Annotated in this window: 15 protein-coding genes; 7 read left to right on the top strand and 8 right to left on the bottom strand. The window is 63.2% G+C overall.

The features are described from left to right. Window positions 1-10 precede the first annotated feature (10 nt). The 5 genes from QO231_RS02110 to QO231_RS02090 form a co-directional block, all read right to left on the bottom strand. On the bottom strand, window positions 11-1,948 hold the full coding sequence (locus tag QO231_RS02110) for an acetyl/propionyl/methylcrotonyl-CoA carboxylase subunit alpha (protein WP_316772737.1): 1,938 nt from the start codon (window positions 1,946-1,948) through the stop codon (window positions 11-13). Between the two features lie 78 nt (window positions 1,949-2,026). After that, on the bottom strand, window positions 2,027-3,631 hold the full coding sequence (locus tag QO231_RS02105; RefSeq protein ID WP_316772734.1) for a carboxyl transferase domain-containing protein: 1,605 nt from the start codon (window positions 3,629-3,631) through the stop codon (window positions 2,027-2,029). Window positions 3,632-3,841: 210 nt separating this feature from the next. Next, window positions 3,842-5,005, bottom strand: coding sequence for an isovaleryl-CoA dehydrogenase (locus QO231_RS02100; RefSeq protein WP_316772731.1), 1,164 nt, complete (start codon window positions 5,003-5,005; stop codon window positions 3,842-3,844). Window positions 5,006-5,076: 71 nt separating this feature from the next. Beyond that, on the bottom strand, window positions 5,077-6,294 hold the full coding sequence (locus QO231_RS02095; RefSeq protein ID WP_316772729.1) for a DegT/DnrJ/EryC1/StrS family aminotransferase: 1,218 nt from the start codon (window positions 6,292-6,294) through the stop codon (window positions 5,077-5,079). A 129-nt stretch (window positions 6,295-6,423) separates the two neighbouring features. Next, a complete protein-coding gene (locus QO231_RS02090) occupies window positions 6,424-7,086 on the bottom strand; it encodes an HAD-IA family hydrolase (protein WP_316772727.1) in 663 nt (220 codons plus the stop codon). Window positions 7,087-7,223: 137 nt separating this feature from the next. Between QO231_RS02090 and glmU the strand changes: the two genes are divergently transcribed. Genes glmU through QO231_RS02070 form a run of 4 tightly spaced genes read left to right on the top strand, consistent with a single transcriptional unit; the run spans window position 7,224 to window position 11,628 of the window. Then, window positions 7,224-8,576 (top strand): bifunctional UDP-N-acetylglucosamine diphosphorylase/glucosamine-1-phosphate N-acetyltransferase GlmU, encoded by a 1,353-nt coding sequence (gene glmU / locus QO231_RS02085; RefSeq protein ID WP_316772725.1) that lies wholly within the window; start codon window positions 7,224-7,226, stop codon window positions 8,574-8,576. Window positions 8,577-8,578: 2 nt separating this feature from the next. After that, window positions 8,579-10,402, top strand: a complete 1,824-nt coding sequence (glmS, locus tag QO231_RS02080; protein WP_316772723.1) for a glutamine--fructose-6-phosphate transaminase (isomerizing) — start codon at window positions 8,579-8,581, stop codon at window positions 10,400-10,402. Beyond that, the gene (locus QO231_RS02075; RefSeq protein WP_316772720.1) at window positions 10,403-10,948 is read left to right on the top strand and encodes a pyridoxamine 5'-phosphate oxidase family protein; all 546 of its coding nucleotides are present in this window, start codon (window positions 10,403-10,405) and stop codon (window positions 10,946-10,948) included. Beyond that, window positions 10,945-11,628: a DNA alkylation repair protein gene (locus QO231_RS02070; protein WP_316772717.1), complete on the top strand. Its 684-nt coding sequence runs from the start codon at window positions 10,945-10,947 to the stop codon at window positions 11,626-11,628. The genes QO231_RS02075 and QO231_RS02070 overlap by 4 nt, the downstream gene beginning before the upstream one ends. Here the strand turns inward: QO231_RS02070 and QO231_RS02065 are convergent. Beyond that, window positions 11,625-12,272, bottom strand: a complete 648-nt coding sequence (locus QO231_RS02065) for a DUF924 family protein (protein ID WP_316772714.1) — start codon at window positions 12,270-12,272, stop codon at window positions 11,625-11,627. The genes QO231_RS02070 and QO231_RS02065 overlap by 4 nt on opposite strands. 122 nt (window positions 12,273-12,394) lie before the next feature. Between QO231_RS02065 and moaA the strand changes: the two genes are divergently transcribed. Genes moaA through QO231_RS02050 form a run of 3 tightly spaced genes read left to right on the top strand, consistent with a single transcriptional unit; the run spans window position 12,395 to window position 15,751 of the window. Further along, on the top strand, window positions 12,395-13,402 hold the full coding sequence (gene moaA / locus QO231_RS02060) for a GTP 3',8-cyclase MoaA (RefSeq protein ID WP_316773072.1): 1,008 nt from the start codon (window positions 12,395-12,397) through the stop codon (window positions 13,400-13,402). Further along, entirely contained in the window at window positions 13,402-14,709 is a 1,308-nt protein-coding gene (locus QO231_RS02055; RefSeq protein ID WP_316772712.1) for a 3-deoxy-D-manno-octulosonic acid transferase, read from the top strand. The genes moaA and QO231_RS02055 overlap by 1 nt, the downstream gene beginning before the upstream one ends. Then, window positions 14,702-15,751, top strand: a complete 1,050-nt coding sequence (locus tag QO231_RS02050) for a glycosyltransferase family 4 protein (RefSeq protein WP_316772710.1) — start codon at window positions 14,702-14,704, stop codon at window positions 15,749-15,751. Before QO231_RS02055 ends, QO231_RS02050 begins: the two co-directional genes overlap by 8 nt. Before the next feature lie 101 nt (window positions 15,752-15,852). On the opposite strand, the gene QO231_RS02045 is transcribed toward QO231_RS02050, so the two are convergent. Together QO231_RS02045 and argE are read right to left on the bottom strand one after the other, a co-directional pair. After that, complete coding sequence (locus tag QO231_RS02045) at window positions 15,853-17,016, bottom strand: M20 aminoacylase family protein (RefSeq protein ID WP_316772708.1); 1,164 nt, start codon at window positions 17,014-17,016, stop codon at window positions 15,853-15,855. A 156-nt stretch (window positions 17,017-17,172) separates the two neighbouring features. Further along, window positions 17,173-18,339 (bottom strand): acetylornithine deacetylase, encoded by a 1,167-nt coding sequence (argE, locus tag QO231_RS02040; protein ID WP_316772707.1) that lies wholly within the window; start codon window positions 18,337-18,339, stop codon window positions 17,173-17,175. Between the last annotated feature and the right edge of the window lie 32 nt (window positions 18,340-18,371).

The raw sequence follows: 18,371 nt of genomic DNA, 5'->3' as shown, positions 1-18,371 counted from the left end.
GGCGCGCGGTTCACTCTTCTTCCGGTTCAAGCCGCACCAGCGCCGCACCGGCCTCGACCTGCGCACCGGCGGTCGTCAAAACCTCGGCCACGACGCCATCGCGCGCGGCGAGCAAGGCATGTTCCATCTTCATCGCCTCAAGCACCGCCAGCCTGTCGCCGGCGGCAACCGCCTGCCCGACCTCGGCAAACACCGCCTTGACCAACCCGGGCATCGGCGCTTCGATCAGGTTGCCGTCCCCGGCAGCACCCGCCGCCCGTTCGAGCGGGTCAATTATGTCAAAGGCGAGGCCATAGGCGTCAAACACCGTGACCACGCCCTCTGCCAGCGCTGCCTCTGGCATCGGGTCGCCGCCGATCAGCCAGCGGCCACTGACCCGCACCGCGATGACCTCGTCCTCGCCCACGGTCCAGATTTGCCGGTCCGGTCCCTCGGCCCGCATCTGCAACTCTGTCGGCTCGTCCTGCCACGCGAGCGACACCGCACGCACCAAGGGCTCCCACAGGGTGAAACCCGTCGCCCAATCACCACCCGTGACGTCCAGCGCGACCATCCCCGCCGCCACAAAATGACAGGGCGCAGGTTCTGCCGCGACCACAAGCGTTTCGATATCGCGTCCGATCAAGCCGGTATCCACATCGCCCGAGGCAAATCCGTCATGCCGGGCCAGCGCGCCCAGAAATGCCAGGTTCGTCACCGTCCCCGCCACCTGGGTCTGTGCCAATGCCCGGTCGAGCCGGGCCAGCGCGACGGCGCGGGTCGGTCCATGAACCGTGACCTTGGAGATCATCGGGTCGTACCAGGGCGAAATCACATCTCCGGACCGGACGCCGCTGTCGGCGCGGCAGCCCTCGGGGAAAGACAGATGGGTCAGCGTTCCGGTCGCGGGAAGAAACCCCTTTGGCACGTCCTCGGCATAGAGCCGGGCCTCGAAGGCATGCCCGTTGATCGACAGATCGTCCTGCGCTGCGGGCAGCGCCTCGCCCGATGCGACACGCAATTGCCACTCCACCAGATCGACGCCGGTGATCGCCTCGGTCACCGGATGCTCGACCTGAAGCCGCGTGTTCATTTCCATGAACCAGAAGCGATCCGGGCGCAGCCCGTCGCTGGCATCGACAATGAACTCCACCGTACCGGCACCGGAATAGCCGATGGTTTCGGCGGCCCGCACACCGGCCTGTCCCATGGCGCTGCGCATCTCTTCGGTCATGCCGGGGGCCGGGGCCTCTTCGATCACCTTCTGGTGGCGGCGTTGCAGGGAACAGTCCCGTTCAAACAGATGCACGGCGTGTGTACCATCGCCAAAGACCTGCACTTCGATGTGGCGCGGTTTGGCGACGAATTTCTCAACCAGCACGGCGTCATTGCCGAACGCCGTCCGCGCCTCGCTGCGTGCGCTGTCCAGCGCGGCGGCGAAATCTGCGGGTTTCTCGACCAGCCGCATGCCCTTGCCGCCGCCACCCGCAACGGCCTTGATCAGCACGGGATAACCGATTGTGTCCGCTTCTGCCGCCAGATGCGCAGGATCCTGATTGGCACCATGATAGCCCGGCACCACCGGCACGCCGGCCTCTTCCATCAAGGCCTTGGCCGCGTCTTTCAGGCCCATCTTGCGGATCGCATCGCCCGAAGGGCCGATAAAGATCAGCCCCGCCGCCTCGACCTGATCAACGAAATCGGGGTTTTCGGACAGGAAACCATAGCCGGGATGAATTGCCTGCGCCCCCGATTCCTGCGCGGCGCGGATGATGCGCTCGCCTTTCAGGTAGCTCTCGGCCGGGGCCGACGCGCCGATATGCACCGCCACATCGGCCATCTGCACATGCCTGGCCCCGGCGTCGGCATCGGAATAGACCGCGACGCACCGGACACCCATCCTCTGCGCGGTTTCCATGACCCGGCAGGCAATTTCACCGCGATTGGCAATCAGGATCGTATCGAACATCACTCTGCTCCTTTGGCAGTGCGGGTTGCCGGGGGCCAGCCCCCGGACCCCCGGGATATTTTCAGCAAGAAAAAGGGCCTACATCCGGAACACGCCGAACCGCGTGTCCTCGATTGGCGCGTTCAGGGCGGCGGACAGGCTCAGCGCCAGCACGTCGCGCGATTTGCGCGGGTCAATGACCCCGTCGTCCCACAGCCGCGCACTGGCATAGAGCGGATGTGACTGATGCTCGAACATCTCGATGGTGGGGCGTTTGAACTCGGCCTCCTCCTCTGCCGACCATTCGTCACCGCCGCGTTCGATTGCATCACGCTTGACCGTCGCCAGAACCCCGGCGGCCTGCTCGCCCCCCATGACGGAAATGCGGCTGTTGGGCCAGGTCCACAGAAAGCGCGGCTGATAGGCGCGACCGGCCATGCCGTAATTCCCCGCCCCGAACGAGCCGCCGACCAGCATGGTGATCTTGGGCACATTGGTCGAGGCGACGGCGGTCACCAGTTTGGCCCCGTGTCGCGCGATGCCTTCGTTCTCGTATTTGCGGCCCACCATGAAGCCGGTGATGTTCTGCAAAAAGACCAGTGGGATCTTGCGTTGCGAACAGAGTTCGACAAAATGCGCGCCCTTCTGGGCGGCCTCGGAAAACAGCACGCCGTTGTTGGCGATGATGCCGATCGGACAGCCCCTGAGATGGGCAAACCCGGTGACCAGCGTCTCGCCAAAGCGGGGCTTGAATTCATCAAACCGGCTGCCATCCACCAGCCGGACAATGACCTCGCGGATATCGTAAGGCGTGCGCAGATCGGCGGGGACAACGCCCAGAAGCTCTTCGGGATCATGGGCCGGCTCTTCGGGTGTTTCCCATTGCACGGTCGCGGGTCTGCCCCGGTTCAGCGATTCAACCGCACGCCGGGCGAGCGCCAGTGCATGCGCGTCGTCTTCGGCCAGGTAGTCCGCCACGCCCGACAGGCGGGTGTGCACATCGCCACCGCCCAGATCCTCGGCGCTGACGACTTCACCGGTCGCGGCCTTGACCAGTGGCGGACCGGCCAAAAAGATCGTCCCCTGCTCGCGCACGATAATGGTGACATCCGACATCGCGGGCACATAGGCACCACCAGCTGTGCAGGATCCCATCACCACGGCGATCTGCGGGATCCCCTTGCTGCTCATCCGGGCCTGATTGTAGAAAATCCGCCCGAAATGGTCCCGGTCCGGGAACACCTCGTCCTGGTTCGGCAGGTTCGCCCCGCCGCTATCCACCAGGTAGATACAGGGCAGATGGTTTTCCTCGGCGATTTCCTGGGCCCGCAGGTGTTTCTTGACGGTCATCGGGTAGTAGGTGCCACCCTTCACCGTGGCGTCGTTGCAAACGACCATGACCTCCTGGCCATGCACCCGCCCGATCCCGGCGATCACGCCGGCACAGGGCGCCGCACCGCCATACATGTCGTGCGCCGCCGTTGCGCCGATCTCAAGGAAGGGCGAGCCGGCATCAAGCAGGTTCGCAACCCGTCGGCGCGGCAACATCTTTCCCCGGCTTTCGTGGCGCGCGCGGGATTTCTCTCCGCCGCCCAACCGGGCAGCCCCGGCGGCGGCGCGGATGGTTTCCAGCGCCGCAAGATGCGCAGTGCGGTTCTGCTTGAAACCGTCCGAAGACGGGAGAGCGCTTGATGTCAGTCTCACTGTTCAGCCTCCTGTTGCGCCGCAGCGCGACGTTTGATTTCCTGGCTGGCCACCGTCCGGGCGACAGTCACCGGCAATCCATCGACAATTCGAATTTTCGTTTTTTGTAAGAGCGTTGCAGGGCAACACTCAACACGAACATAAAGCACTTCAGCGATCAAAACCGCACGCGACCGTCGCGAAGCGAAATCTGACAGGGCTTGGTGTGGCTCACCCCATGGTCCCCATCATTTCGCGGCCCACCAGCATCCGGCGGATTTCGCTGGTGCCCGCGCCGATTTCCATCAGCTTGGCATCGCGGAAGATGCGGCCAACCGGGTTGTCGGAAAGGTATCCGGCGCCGCCCATCGCCTGCACGGCCTGATGCGCCTGAACCATCGCCTGCTCTGACGCATAGAGACAACAGGCGGCGGCATCCTGACGGGTCACGTCGCCCCGATCACAGGCCTTGGCCACCTCGTAGACATAGGCGCGGGCGCTGTTCATCGCCGTGTACATGTCGGCCATCTTGCCCTGCATCAACTGGAAACTACCAATCGGTTTTCCGAACTGTTTGCGCTCGGCCATGTAGGGCATGATCTCGTCCAGACAGGCGGCCATGATGCCGGTGCCGATCCCGGCCAGAACCACGCGTTCGTAGTCGAGCCCGGACATCAGGACAGCAACGCCGCGCCCCTCTTCGCCCAGCACGTTCTCGAACGGCACTTCACAGTCTTCAAAGATCAGTTCGGCGGTGTTTGACCCGCGCATGCCCAGCTTGTCGAAATGCGGGCTGGTGCTGAACCCTTTCATGCTCTTTTCGATCAGAAAGGCGGTGATGCCCTTGCTGCCCGCTTCGGGATCGGTCTTGGCATAGACCACCAGCGTATCCGCATCCGGGCCATTGGTAATCCAGTACTTGGTGCCGTTCAGGACAAAGCGATCATTGCGCTTTTCCGCGCGCAGCTTCATCGACACGACATCGGAGCCCGCCCCGGCCTCGGACATCGCCAGCGCGCCGACATGCTCGCCGGAGACCAGCCCCGGCAGGTATTTCTGTTTCTGCTCGTCGGTGCCGTTCAGCTTGATCTGGTTCACGCAGAGGTTGGAATGTGCACCGTATGAGAGCGAGACCGACGCGCTCGCCCGGGCGATTTCCTCGACCGCGATCACATGGGCCAGATAGGACATCTCCGCACCGCCGTATTCTTCGGGGACGGTAATGCCGAGCAGGCCCAGATCGCCCATCTCTTTCCAAAGATGCGCCGGAAACGTGTTCGTGCTGTCAACTTCTGCGGCCAGCGGTTTGACCCGGTCCTGCGCCCAGCGATGCACCATGTCCCTCAGCGCATTCACATCCTCGCCCAGGTCAAACTGCATTGAAGCATTGAACATCGCGATCTCCTCCCGTTTAATGAACAACCGTTCAATAAACTCTTAGCAGCCCGTTCCGAGTCGGTCAACTCTCATGGCGCAACCGATCTGAAGCTGCCGGAATTCTGGTGGACCGCACCGACCTCGGCGCGGATGATCCGGGCGATCAGGGCACAATCCTGCGGCGAAAAGGTGAGCGGGATGCGCATGTCGACAATGCCTGCCAATATCCGATCACTCGCAGGCATCCGTGGTGCGTCGACGTATCGCCAACTGTCATAGCGCGATGTGAACCCAACCGGTTCGGCACTCCCGAACCATTTCAGCTCGACCCCCCGCGCGCCACAGCGCTGCAACACCTCGGCCACCTCTGTCGGGGTCCAGTCAAGCAGCAGGAACTGGATCGAGGACCCGACAAAGGATTCCGGCTCGGGCCGGTGGATCACCGTCAGGCCCGGCGTGTCGCGCAACCCCTCTTCGAGCACGCGATACCGTTCGTTCCAACGGGCAACCTGTGTCTGGAGCGCGGCAAGCTGCGGGCGCAGGATCGCGGCGCGCAGATGGTCCATTCTGCCGGATATGTTGGGCGTGTGGTACTTCACGCGCTCGAACACCTCGGGATCCGGGGCCGCCGTGTGACGCTCGTACAGCATGTACGACCCCGACAGCATCACCGCACGTGCCGCCATGTCCGCATCATCGGTGACCAGCAACCCGCCCTCGCCCGAATTCACATGCTTGTAGGTCTGGCAGGAATAACAACCGATCGCCCCCTGCCGTCCCGAGGGCACACCATTCCATGCCGCCCCCATCGTATGCGCACAATCCTCGATCACCAGAACACCGGCGTCATCACAGATTTGCATCAGCCGGTCCATGTCACAGAGATGCCCGCGCATGTGACTGAGCAGCAGAACGTGTGCCTGATCCGCCTTGGCTGCCAGATCCTCGAGGTCGATGGTCAGGGCCTCGCTCACGCCGACAAACACCGGCCGCGCGCCCAGCGAGGCAATCGCCCCCGGAACCGGCGCGAGGGTGAAAGCGTTGGTCAGCACCGCGTCGCCCGGCCTGACACCTGCCGCACGCATCGCCGTCGCCATCGCGTATCCGCCAGACGCCACCGCAAGACAATATCTTGCGCCCGTCAGCGCGGCAAACTCCTGTTCCAGCAAGGCAGTCTCGCCCACCTCGCCGGGGACAAGGTTGTATCGGTGCAACCGTCCGCTCTGCATCACCCGCAGCGCGGCCTCGATGCCGGCCTGGGGGATGGGTTCCTGCTGGGTGAAACTACCGTTAAAACGCTCTGTCATGGATCATCTTTGGGCCGCAGTTTCATAGGGGTCAAGGGTCTGCGCACCTGTTTGAGGATCGCATCCCCTACGTCGTGCCGGTCGCCGGGAACACGCCCGGCCCGCCTCCCGTTTGCCCACAGTGTGATTTCAGCCGATCAGATCTGCAACAATCCCCGGTAGATCCGCGAACTGATGCAGCAATGCCTCTGGCTCCAGCGCCGCCATGTCCGCGCCGGACGGCCCGAAAGTGACAAGGACCGAAGGCACGCCCGCCGCCCGTGCGGTATTCCGGTCGGTATCTGAATCACCGATCAGCACACAGTGCGCCGGATCGCCACCGGCCCGCCGTGCCGCCTCGCGCAGCGGTTCGGGATCCGGTTTGCGCACGGGCAGCGTATCCGCCCCCACCATCGACGCAAAGGCGTCGCGGATCCCAAGCCGGCGGAGCAGCAGATCGGCCAGCGCCTCGGGCTTGTTGGTGCAGATGCCGACGCCATATCCGGCGGTTTTCAACGCCTCGACCGCATCCATCGCACCGGGATAGAGTACCGTATGGGTATCGATTGCGCCGCGATAGGCCTCCAGCAGCACAGGATACTGCGCCTCGACCGTCGCCGCATCATACCTGCCCACCCGCTCCAGCCCGCGCCGCAGCATCATCTTGCCACCACGCAAGGCGATCCCCGCGTCCTCGCCGGGCACCAGAACATCGCCGTGACCCAGTTGCCGGAAACAGGCATTCGCCGCCGCAAGCAGGTCGCCCGACGTGTCGGCCAGCGTACCATCCAGATCGAAAATCACAGTGCGCATCATATTCCCCGTTTGCCGAACCGGCGGCATTTCGCCCGCCTCTGTTGCATACCGCAACCTTGTTTGATGGAGGCAAGCCTTGCCATGCGGTGCCCAGCGGATAAAACGGTCGCAACAAAAACACAAAGAGTATTCATATGAGTATAGCATTGGTCATTCTGGCTGCGGGCAAGGGAACACGGATGGAATCCGATTTGCCCAAGGTTCTGCACCCGATCGCACAGGTGCCGATGCTCCTGCACGCGATGCGGGCCGGTGCGGCGCTTGAGCCTGACGAGGTGGTGATCGTCGCAGGACACGGCGCCGCTCAGGTCACCAAGGCGGCACAGGCCGAGAACGAAAACGCCCGCATCGTTCTGCAAACCGAACAGCTGGGCACAGCCCATGCGGTCGATCAGGCCCGCGATGCACTTGCGGAGTTCACCGGCGACGTGGTGGTCCTCTATGGCGACACGCCCTTCGTGCAGCCGGAAACACTGGAACGGATGGTCGCCGCGCGCACCGATCATGATCTGGTCATTCTGGGGTTTCACGCCGCCGACCCCGGACGCTATGGGCGGTTAGTGACAGAAGGCGAACACCTGCAGCGTATTGTTGAATTCAAGGACGCGACCGAGGCAGAACGTGCAATCACGCTCTGCAACAGCGGGCTTGTCGCGTGCGATGCCAAAACGTTGTTCGACCTGATCTCCGCCGTTGGCAAAGACAATGCGGCGGGCGAATACTATCTCACCGACATTGTGGCACTGGCGCATGATCGCGGCCTGTCGGCAACCGCCGTGACCTGCGACGAAAGCGAAACGCTTGGGGTGAACTCCCGTGCGGAACTGGCGACGGCGGACGGCATTTTTCAGACGCGCGCCCGCGCCGACCTTCTCGCGCTCGGCGTCACTCTGATGGCCCCTGACACCGTCTATCTGGCGCAGGACACGGTGATCGGTCGCGACACGGTGATCGAACCCAATGTGGTCTTTGGCCCCGGCGTCACGGTGGAATCCGGCGCGACCATTCGCGCATTCTCGCATCTGGAAGGCTGTCATGTCAGCCGCGGAGCAGTGATCGGCCCCTATGCCCGCCTGCGCCCCGGTGCCGAACTGGCCGAAGACGCCAGGGTCGGCAATTTTGTCGAGATCAAGAATGCCCGGATCGACGAGGGCGCCAAGGTCAATCACCTGTCCTATATCGGTGACGCCTCGGTCGGTGCGCGGGCCAACATCGGCGCGGGGACCATCACCTGCAACTATGATGGCGTCATGAAGCACCAGACCCGCATCGGTGCCGGGGCCTTTATCGGGTCCAACACCATGCTGGTCGCGCCGGTCACTGTCGGCGATCACGCGATGACGGCAACCGGTTCGGTGATCACGCGCAATGTCGAGGACGAGGCCATGGCCATCTCCCGAATCAAGCAGGAAAACAAACCGGGGCGCGCCCGGAAGCTGTTTGATCTATTAAAGGCCAAGAAGGCCAGACGCGATAAGGAACGGTAGTCATGTGTGGTATTGTAGGAGTTCTGGGCAGCAACGAAGTGGCGCCGATACTGGTCGAGGCGCTGAAGCGGCTGGAGTATCGCGGCTATGACAGCGCCGGGATTGCCACGCTGAATGACGGGGTTCTGGATCGGCGTCGTGCCGTCGGCAAGCTCGTCAACCTCAGCGATCTGCTGGTTCACGACCCGCTGGCCGGCAAATCCGGGATCGGTCATACCCGATGGGCCACCCATGGTGCCCCCTCGGTCAAGAACGCCCACCCGCATCGCGCGGGCAATGTTGCCGTGGTCCACAACGGCATCATCGAAAACTACCGCGAGCTGCGCGCCGAACTGGCGGCCGAGGGCATTCAGTTCTCCACCGATACCGACACGGAAACCGTCGCGCTGCTGACGGAACTGTATCTTTCTCAGGGCAACGACCCGATCGCGGCTGCCTACAAGACCCTTGCACGGCTGGAAGGTGCCTTTGCCCTCGCCTTCCTGTTTGACGGCAACGACGATCTGATCATCGCTGCCCGCAAAGGCTCGCCCCTGGCCATCGGACATGGCGACGGCGAGATGTATGTGGGCAGCGACGCCATCGCGCTCGCGCCCCTGACGGACCGCATCACCTATCTCGAAGAGGGCGACCGCGCGGTTGTCACCCGTCAGGGCGTCACGATACACGATGGCAACGGCAAACTCGCCAACCGCGCCGTCAAGAAGATCAAGCTTACGAGCGCCAGCATCGACAAGGCGGGTCACAGGCATTTCATGGCCAAGGAAATCGCCGAACAGCCCGAAGTAATCGGTGACACGATCCGCCACTACCTGCCAAGCGGCGATGACATGGTCAATCTGCCGGGCGATGGCGTTGATTTTACCAAGGTCCAACGGCTTACCATGGTGGCATGCGGCACAGCGTATTACGCTTGCCTGACCGCAAAATACTGGTTCGAGCAAATCGCCCGCCTGCCGGTCGAGGTCGATGTCGCCTCCGAGTTCCGCTATCGCGAACCGCCGATCACCGAAGGAACGCTGGCCCTCTTCGTCAGCCAATCCGGCGAAACCGCCGACACGCTGGCGGCGCTGCGCTATTGCCGCGACAAGGCGGATCAGATCGTCTCGGTGATCAACGTGCCCGAAAGCTCGATTGCCCGTGAAAGCGACCTGGCCTTGCCGATCCTCGCAGGCGTGGAGATCGGCGTTGCCTCGACCAAGGCCTTCACCTGCCAGCTCACGGTGCTCCTGATGCTCGCGATCAAGGCAGCGGCGGACCGTGGCGAACTGGACCCGGAGACCATGGCCGACCACGTCGCGGCCCTGCGTGGCCTGCCGGCGATCCTGAATGTGGCTCTGGACCAGAACGACACGATCAAGGCCGCTGCCCAACGGCTGAGCGAGGCGCGGGACGTGCTGTTCCTGGGGCGCGGACAGATGTACCCTTTGGCGCTTGAAGGCGCTCTGAAACTAAAGGAAATCAGCTATATACATGCCGAAGCTTATGCATCAGGTGAATTGAAACACGGCCCCATCGCCCTGATCGACAAACACATGCCGGTGGTGGTGATGGCCCCGCGCGATACGCTCTTTGACAAGACCGTATCCAACATGCAGGAGGTCATGGCGCGCCGGGGCAAGGTCATGCTGATATCGGATGATCGCGGCATCTCCGAAGCCAGCGAAGGGGTCTGGGAAACCATTCGTATGCCGCATATCCACACGACGCTTGCACCGATTCTCTACGCGATTCCGGCGCAACTTCTGGCCTATCACACCGCCGTCGCCAAAGGCACCGACGTGGATCAACCCCGCAATCTGGCAAAATCAGTGACGGTGGAATAGATGGCAAAGCAGTTTGACAGTATCGATGCCGCGCATCGGACGTTCATCGCGGATCAACACCTGTTCTTTGTCGCGACCGCCGACGAAACCGGGCGCGTGAACCTGTCACCCAAAGGCGGCGACGCCTTGCGCGTTCTGTCTCCGACACGGCTTGTCTGGCGCAATCTGACAGGATCGGGAAACGAGACCGCCGGGCATCTGGCGCGGGTCAATCGCATGACCCTGATGTGGTGCAGTTTCGAAAAACGCCCGCTGATCCTGCGCGCCTACGGCCACGCCCGAACCGTTCACCCCCGCGACAACGGCTGGGCAGAGCTGGACGGTCATTTCCCACCCCATATCGGTGCGCGGCAGGTCTATGATATGACGGTCGACCTCGTTCAGACGTCCTGCGGATACCAGGTTCCGTTCATGTCTTTCGAAGGGGAACGGGGCACGCTCGACAAATGGACGGATGATCGCGGGCCAGACGGTATTTCCACCTACTGGAAGGAACGCAACCGCGAGACCATCGATGGCCTGCCCACCGGCATCTTGCCGGAATGAACAGCGATGACGTGATAGTTCGGCTGTCTCTGCAAGGCGACGGGGAAAAGGCGGCCCAGATGGCCCGCTACCACAAGGCAGACCGCCGATATCTTGGGGTGGCCAACCCGGTTCTGAATGATCTGGCCCGCGATCTGCGCCGCGACCTGCCACTGGAAGTGCGGATTGATCTGGCGCGCGATCTCTGGACCACCGATATCCATGAAATCCGGGTTCTCGCGGCAAAGCTGTTCACGCAGGCCCGGATTCGTCCGGATGAAGCGGTCTGGTCTCTGATTCAGAGCTGGCTGCCCGACTGCGACGCCTGGGCCATCGCCGATCATGTCTGCATGGCGGGCCAGAAGCGCCTCGTTGCGGAGCCCGCGCGCCTTGATACCGTCGAAGACTGGACCCGATCCGATCACATGTGGACCCGCCGCGCCGCGCTTGTGATCACCCTGCCCTGGACGAAACAGAACCACCCCAAGCCCGCGGAACTGGCCCAACGCGACCGGATACTGGGATGGGCGGCAACCTATGTCACGGATCGCGACTGGTTCATCCAAAAGGCCGTCGCGTGGTGGCTGCGCGATCTGTCCAAACACGACGCTCCAAGGGTGCAGGCCTTCCTCGTGGAACATGGTGCCACGATGAAACCCTTTGCCCGCAAGGTAGCGGCAAAGTACCTGCCAGCGCCCTAACCGACGTCTGACGTCACGTTCCGCAAATGCGGAAAATCACCCTCAGCGATATAGGCCTCCTCATCGCGCGTCGACACCCGGCCCAATATGGCGTTGCGATGTGGGTGCCGCCCGAACCGCTCGATGATGCCTGTCACGCGAACATGTTGCGCCCTGAGCATGTCTCCGGCAATGATGATCGGCTCGGGCAGACGCGACGCAATACGCTCGACAACTTCATCCAGCCGCCGCATGCGTTCCAGGTGCCCGGGGCCCTCGCAGTGGGAGATCGCAATCACGAAGAACGACTGTTCCCAGGGCGCGAGCGTATCAAAATCACCGTTGTCGATACCCGCCTGCGCCAGCCGTGCCGCCTTGATGTCCTGCGCAAAGGCCGCCGGCGTATCGCGCCATAACGACCTTGGAAACTGGTCCAGCGCGATCAACAGCGCCAGGCGGCCGCGCGGTGTCACGGCCCAGTGATCCAGCGCGCCAGTGGCCGCCGCATGGGTCAGCCCGCCAAAGCGCGCGATGATTTCGGCGTCCATACCGCCCTGCATCCGCTCATCCCAGAACGCCGCATGAGACTCGGGCGCAGCCTCATGCCCGCTGTCGGGGAACCAGAAATCCAGCACCGTTTCCGGCATATATGTTTGTTTATCCATGCAATCCTCCCCGGATGGCAAAACACTAGCGTGGCAGAATCTCCCCGGCAAGCTGGCGCAAACTCCGGACACCACCCGATATGCCCCTTGCCGCGTCGCAGCCTGCGCTTTACCTATGTCGCATGACAGCACCCCTGATCGATCCATTTGCCCGCGCCATCACCTATCTGCGCGTTTCCGTCACCGACCGGTGCGATTTCCGCTGTGTCTACTGCATGTCCGAAAACATGACCTTTCTGCCCAAGAAAGAGCTGCTGACGCTGGAAGAACTCGACCGCATGTGTTCGGCCTTTGTCGGTTTGGGCGTGGAAAAGTTGCGCATCACCGGCGGTGAACCTCTGGTGCGCAAGGGAATCATGACGTTCTTTGACGCGATGACCCGGCATCTGGACAGCGGCGCGCTCAAGGAGCTGACCCTGACCACCAATGGCAGCCAGCTCGAACGCTTTGCCGACGATCTCTATGCCACCGGCGTGCGACGGGTGAATATCTCGCTCGACACGCTGGATGAAGCCAAGTTCGCCGACATCACCCGCTGGGGTCGCCTGCCGCAGGTCATTCGCGGCATCGACGCGGCACAGCGCGCCGGATTGCGGGTCAAACTCAATGCCGTGGCGCTCAAGGGGTTCAACGAACTGGAACTACCGGCCATCACCGAATGGTGCGCCGAGCGGGACATGGATCTGACCTGGATCGAAGTCATGCCGATGGGAGATATCGGCAATGAAAACCGGATCGATCAATACTGGTCGCTCAAGGACGTGCGCAAAACCTATGCCGAGCATTACACCATCACCGATCTGGCGGAACGCACGGGCGGCCCGGCGCGCTATGTCCGGCTTGAGGAAACGGGCCAGAGAATCGGTTTCATCACGCCGCTCACCCATAATTTCTGCGAAAGCTGCAATCGCGTCCGCCTGACCTGTACCGGTGAATTGTTCATGTGTCTGGGCCAGGAGGACAATGCCGATCTGCGTGCGCCCCTGCGGGATCACCCGGACACCGACGCGCCCCTGCGCGAGGCGATCCGCGCCGCCATTGCGCACAAGCCCAAAGGTCATGATTTCGACTATTCCCGCCAGCGCGCCGACGGGCAGATGTCACGTCACATGAGCCACACGGGCGGCTGATGACCCGCCCCGTTGCCGCGCCGACGGCCCTGTTCCGCCTCTATCGCGGCGCCGCAACGCTGCTGTCGCCGCTGGCCTATTCGGTGGTATCACGCAAACTGCGCCGCCACGATGTCAGCCCGCGCCGGATGCACGAGCGCCTCGGCAACGCCAGCGAGCGCCGCCCCACGGGACGGCTGATCTGGTTTCACGCGGCCAGCGTCGGGGAAAGCCTGTCGGTCCTGACACTGATCAGGCATATGGGCGACCATCTGACGGATGCAGAATTCCTGATCACCAGTGGCACCGCCACCTCCGCCGCCCTGATCGCGCGCCGCCTGCCTCCGCGCACGCGGCATCAATTTGTCCCTTTGGACGCGCCCGGCCCTGTCTCACGTTTCTACGATCACTGGCGGCCCGACGCGGGCATCTTTGTCGAGAGCGAGCTTTGGCCGGTAATCCTGAGCGAAGGCCACGCGCGCGGCGTTCCGCTTGCCCTGCTGAACGCCCGCCTGTCCGAGAAATCGGCAAGAGGCTGGCAGAAGGTGCCGGCTACCGCGCGGTTCATACTGGATCGCTTTGCGCTGCTGCTGACCCAGAACGCCGAGATTGCCGACCGCCTTCTGTCGATCGGGGCCGATCCGGCCCGGGTCGAAGTGGGCAGCAATCTCAAGGCCACCTCGGCGCCCCTGCCGGTGGATCACGACACGCTCCAGCATCTGCACCGCGATCTTGGCGGGCGGCCCGTCTGGGTTGCCAGTTCGACCCATCCCGGTGAGGAACAGGTCGTGCTGGCCGCGCATGAACAATTGCTGAAGTCTCACCCCGATCTCTGCCTGCTGCTGGTCCCGCGCCATCCCGAACGCGGTGACGAGGTCGCGGCACTTGTGCGCGAAGTCGGGTTGCGCATGGCGCGGCGCACCGCGCAAGAAACGATCACCGCCAATATACAGGTCTACATGGCGGACACCTTGGGCGAGACCGGCACCTGGTACGCGTTAAGCCCGCTGGTGTTTCTGGGCGGCTCGCTGCTCCCCATCGGCGGACACAATCCCTACGAGGTCGCGCAGGCCGGAGCAGCGGTGATGACCGGCCCTCATTATGCCAATTTCGCCGAGACCTATGCGCCCCTGATCGAGATGGGCGGCGCGGTCGAGGTGTCTGACGCTGCCGAACTGGCCGCCGGTATGAACCGCTGGCTGGACGACCCGCAGGCGCTGAACGAGGCCCGCGCCGCCGCCGCCGGTTTTGTTGCACAGCAGCAGGACAAGCTCGCCGGGCTGGTCAGCACGCTGTGCACGGCCCTTGGGCTTGCGCCCCGTGCCTGACCTCTTCGTGACCAACCTGAACCCCCGCTTTACCGGGGTCTCCGCGACCGCCGCCAATGTCATCCGCCAGCAGGCAAAATCCCACGATCTGCGCCTCGTCGGCCACGCCCTGCCCGGTTGCCCCGATCCGATCACGGTGGCAGAGGCGCGCGGCCTGTCGCGCACCGCCCCGCCGGGCACACCATTCGCGATCTGGCATGTGCGCCGAAACCCCGAAATGCGCGCGGCGATCTGGGCGCGCGACGTTCTGCGCCTGCCGATCCGGATCGTGTTCACCTCTGCCGCGCAGCGTCGGCATTCGGCCTATCCCCGCTGGCTGATCAGCCGCATGGACGCGGTCATCGCCACAACCGACGCGGCCGCAGACTATGTGCCCCATGTGCGCGCCGTTGTGCCTCATGGCGTCGATACCGACCTGTTCGCACCGGCGCAGCATCGCGCCGCCGACTGGGCCGCGCTTGGCTTTGGCGGCACCATGGGCATCGCGACGGTGGGCCGGATCCGACCTGAAAAGGGCACGGATCGATTTGTCGCCGCGATGCTGCACCTGTTGCCCAAACTGCCGGGCGCGGTCGCGTTGGTGTTGGGGCGCGCCACGCGGGAACATCAGGGTTTCTTGCAGGGATTGCAGCGTCAGATCAGCGCCGCAGGCCTGTCTGACCGCATCCTCTTTCCCGGAGAGATCCCGGCGGATCAATTGCCATCGCTGATGCGCGCCTTGTCACTGGTCGTGCAACTCCCCCGATATGAGGGCTACGGCATGGTGCCGCTGGAAGGCATGGCGAGCGGCGTGCCCTTTGTCGGCAGCGACGCGGGCTATTACCGGGCGTTCTCGGCCCAGGGGCGCGCGGGTCTGATCGTTGATCAGGATACCCCGGAACGGATTGCCGAGACCGCACTTGGCATTCTCGCGGACGAGAACAGGCACACCACCATGTCCACCGCAGCACGCGACGTGGCACGCACCAGCTTTAGCGCCGCCATGGAAGCCAACGGGATCGAGGCTGTCTATCAAGAGCTTTGGCAGGGCGGAAAAACTTGATTATTCGTTAACATTCAATCGATTAACGCGCCTTAACCTGTTTCGCGCGCGAAACAAATCCCTGTAACCGGTTGAAAAACCACGGCCCAGCCACCCGCCGATCAGGCCGCCGGCATCCGCTGTTCCACGATCTCGGCCCACCAGCTGCATCCGGCGGGAATCGCCTCATCGTTGAAATTGTAGTCCGGGTGATGCACATGCGCGGTGTCGCCATTGCCGACAAGGATATAGGCACCGGGGCGCTCTTCGAGCATGAAGGCAAAATCCTCGCCGCCCATCACCAGCGGCGCGTCATCGCAGTTCCCCGACACCTTGCGCGCCACATCGGCGGCAAAGGCGGTCTGCTCGTCATGGTTCACCATCACCGGATAGCCCCGATAATAGCTGACATCGGCACTGCCACCAAAGGTCGCCGCGACGCCTGCGCAGATGTCCTTGATCCGCCGCTCCGCAAGGTCGCGCATCGCCGTGCTCAGCGTGCGCACGGTGCCTTTCAGATGGACCTGTTGCGGGATCACGTTGAACGCCTTTGACGAGGTTTCAAACGAGGTGACCGACACCACGACCTGATCCACCGGATCGGCATTGCGGCTGGCGATGGTCTGCAATGTCATCACCACCTGCGATGCCATCACTGTCGTATCCACGGTTTCCTGCGGTTTGGCCGCGTGCCCTCCGCGCCCTTCGAGCGTGATGTCAAACTGATCCGTTGCCGCAAAGAACGCGCCGGGACGGATGGCAAAGCTGCCCACCGGCTGACCGGGCCAATTGTGCATGCCATAGACTTCCTGAATGCCCCACCGCTCCATCATGCCGTCTTCGCACATTTCACGGCCGCCGCCGCCGCCCTCTTCAGCGGGCTGAAAGATCACCACGACGGTGCCATCAAAATTGCGCGTCTCCGACAGGTACTTGGCGGCGCCCAGCAACATCGCGGTGTGCCCGTCATGCCCGCAGGCATGCATCGCGCCGTCGGTCTTGCTGGCATAGTCGAGCCCGGTCGTCTCGTGGATCGGCAGCGCATCCATATCCGCGCGCAACCCGATGACCCGGCGCTGGCTGTCGGACTTGCCCTTGATCACGCCCACGACGCCGGTGCGCCCGATGCCGGTCACGACCTCGTCACAGCCAAACGCCTTGAGCTTTTCCGCGACAAGCGCGCTGGTGCGATGGGTCTCGAACAGGATTTCCGGGTTCTCGTGGATATCACGGCGCCAGGCGGTGATTTCATCCTGCAATTCTGCAAAGCGGTTCTTGACGGGCATGGTGGTATCTCCTGATTCTTGCAAAATACGCGGATGCGGTTGCACAAGTAGTACGCTTCCGGCGTGCACCGCTCAACCAGTCCGGCAAAACCTGGGCAGCCGATCGGCATGATTTCGTCGTCACGGCTCGATTGGCCGGGCCACAGTCGGGCGACCCTACCCCTCCTGCAAGCGCGCAAGCAGCCTGTCCATGAAATCGATACCGGCGTTGAACTGGCTGATTTCGATGAACTCGTTGGGTTGGTGCGCCTGTGCGATGTCGCCGGGACCACAGACAACGGCGGAATAGCCCGCGTCCTGAAACTGCCCGGCTTCGGTGCCATAGCTGACGACATGGGCGGCGTTGTCACCGGTGATGGCCCGCACCAGTGCCTCGGCCTCGCCGTTTTCTTCGGGACGCAGGCCCGGCACGTCAAACAAGGGGTCAAGGTCGATGCCGGTTTCCGGCTGAATACGCTGCATCCCCGTCTCGATCCCGCGCACATGATCGACGAACCGCTGGTCCCACGCCACGGTGTCTTCGCCCGGAACCACGCGCATTTCGAAATCGAGCCAGCAATCCTTGGCAGTGATGTTGCGTGCGGTTCCGCCACGGATATTGCCCACATGCAGCGTGGTGAACGGCGGCACGAACATTGCCGCAACCGGCGTCGGTTCAGTGCTCTGGATCTCGGCATTGGTGGTGTTGACCCATTCCAGTATCCGGCCCGCTTCGAGGATCGCGCTGACCCCGGCTGGCAAGAGCGAACTATGCACCTCGAACCCGCGGACATGCACGGAGTAGCCCTGCCCACCCTTGTGACCGGTCACCGCCTTCATCATCGACGGCTCACCGACAATCACCGCACTGCCCTTGGGCAGAACCGGCTGCATCGCCTCGATCATCGGCGGCGCTCCGGTACAGCCGATCTCTTCATCAAAGCTGAGCGCCAGTTGCAACGGACGTTTCAGCCCGCGTGCCTGCGCCTCGACCATCGCCCAGATGGCAATGGCGTCATAGCCTTTCATGTCACAGGTGCCGCGCCCGTAGTAGCGGCCATCTTTCTCGACCACGGTGAACGGGTCGGTGTCCCAGGGCTGGCCATCGACAGGCACGACATCGGTGTGCCCGGACAGGACCACCGCGCCATCCTGCCACGGCCCGACATGGGCAAAGAGCGCGGCCTTGGGTTGATCCGGGTGGTTGTAGCGGTGCGCGGTGATGCCATGGCTGTTCAGATAGGCCTCGACCCAATCCACCAGGGGCAGGTTGGTGTCGCGGCTGACGGTCGGAAAGCCGACGAGTCTGGTCATCAACTCAAGCGGGGTCAGTCGTTCAGGCATCACATCCCCTTTTGCGTCTAACGGTCTGTCCA

Origin of the sequence: Sedimentitalea todarodis (assembly GCF_032595355.1) — a bacterium.
Lineage (GTDB): Bacteria > Pseudomonadota > Alphaproteobacteria > Rhodobacterales > Rhodobacteraceae > Sedimentitalea > Sedimentitalea todarodis.
This window is presented reverse-complemented; position numbering and strand designations above follow the sequence as displayed.

Coding starts and splice junctions, on each gene's coding strand:
- QO231_RS02070 (WP_316772717.1), top strand. CDS start 10,945: ATGAACAGCGATGACGTGATAGTTCGGCTGTCTCTGCAAGGCGACGGG.
- QO231_RS02110 (WP_316772737.1), bottom strand. CDS start 1,948: ATGTTCGATACGATCCTGATTGCCAATCGCGGTGAAATTGCCTGCCGG.
- argE (WP_316772707.1), bottom strand. CDS start 18,339: ATGCCTGAACGACTGACCCCGCTTGAGTTGATGACCAGACTCGTCGGC.
- QO231_RS02100 (WP_316772731.1), bottom strand. CDS start 5,005: ATGTTCAATGCTTCAATGCAGTTTGACCTGGGCGAGGATGTGAATGCG.
- glmU (WP_316772725.1), top strand. CDS start 7,224: ATGAGTATAGCATTGGTCATTCTGGCTGCGGGCAAGGGAACACGGATG.
- QO231_RS02090 (WP_316772727.1), bottom strand. CDS start 7,086: ATGCGCACTGTGATTTTCGATCTGGATGGTACGCTGGCCGACACGTCG.
- QO231_RS02055 (WP_316772712.1), top strand. CDS start 13,402: ATGACCCGCCCCGTTGCCGCGCCGACGGCCCTGTTCCGCCTCTATCGC.
- QO231_RS02045 (WP_316772708.1), bottom strand. CDS start 17,016: ATGCCCGTCAAGAACCGCTTTGCAGAATTGCAGGATGAAATCACCGCC.
- QO231_RS02095 (WP_316772729.1), bottom strand. CDS start 6,294: ATGACAGAGCGTTTTAACGGTAGTTTCACCCAGCAGGAACCCATCCCC.
- QO231_RS02065 (WP_316772714.1), bottom strand. CDS start 12,272: ATGGATAAACAAACATATATGCCGGAAACGGTGCTGGATTTCTGGTTC.
- glmS (WP_316772723.1), top strand. CDS start 8,579: ATGTGTGGTATTGTAGGAGTTCTGGGCAGCAACGAAGTGGCGCCGATA.
- moaA (WP_316773072.1), top strand. CDS start 12,395: ATGACAGCACCCCTGATCGATCCATTTGCCCGCGCCATCACCTATCTG.
- QO231_RS02075 (WP_316772720.1), top strand. CDS start 10,403: ATGGCAAAGCAGTTTGACAGTATCGATGCCGCGCATCGGACGTTCATC.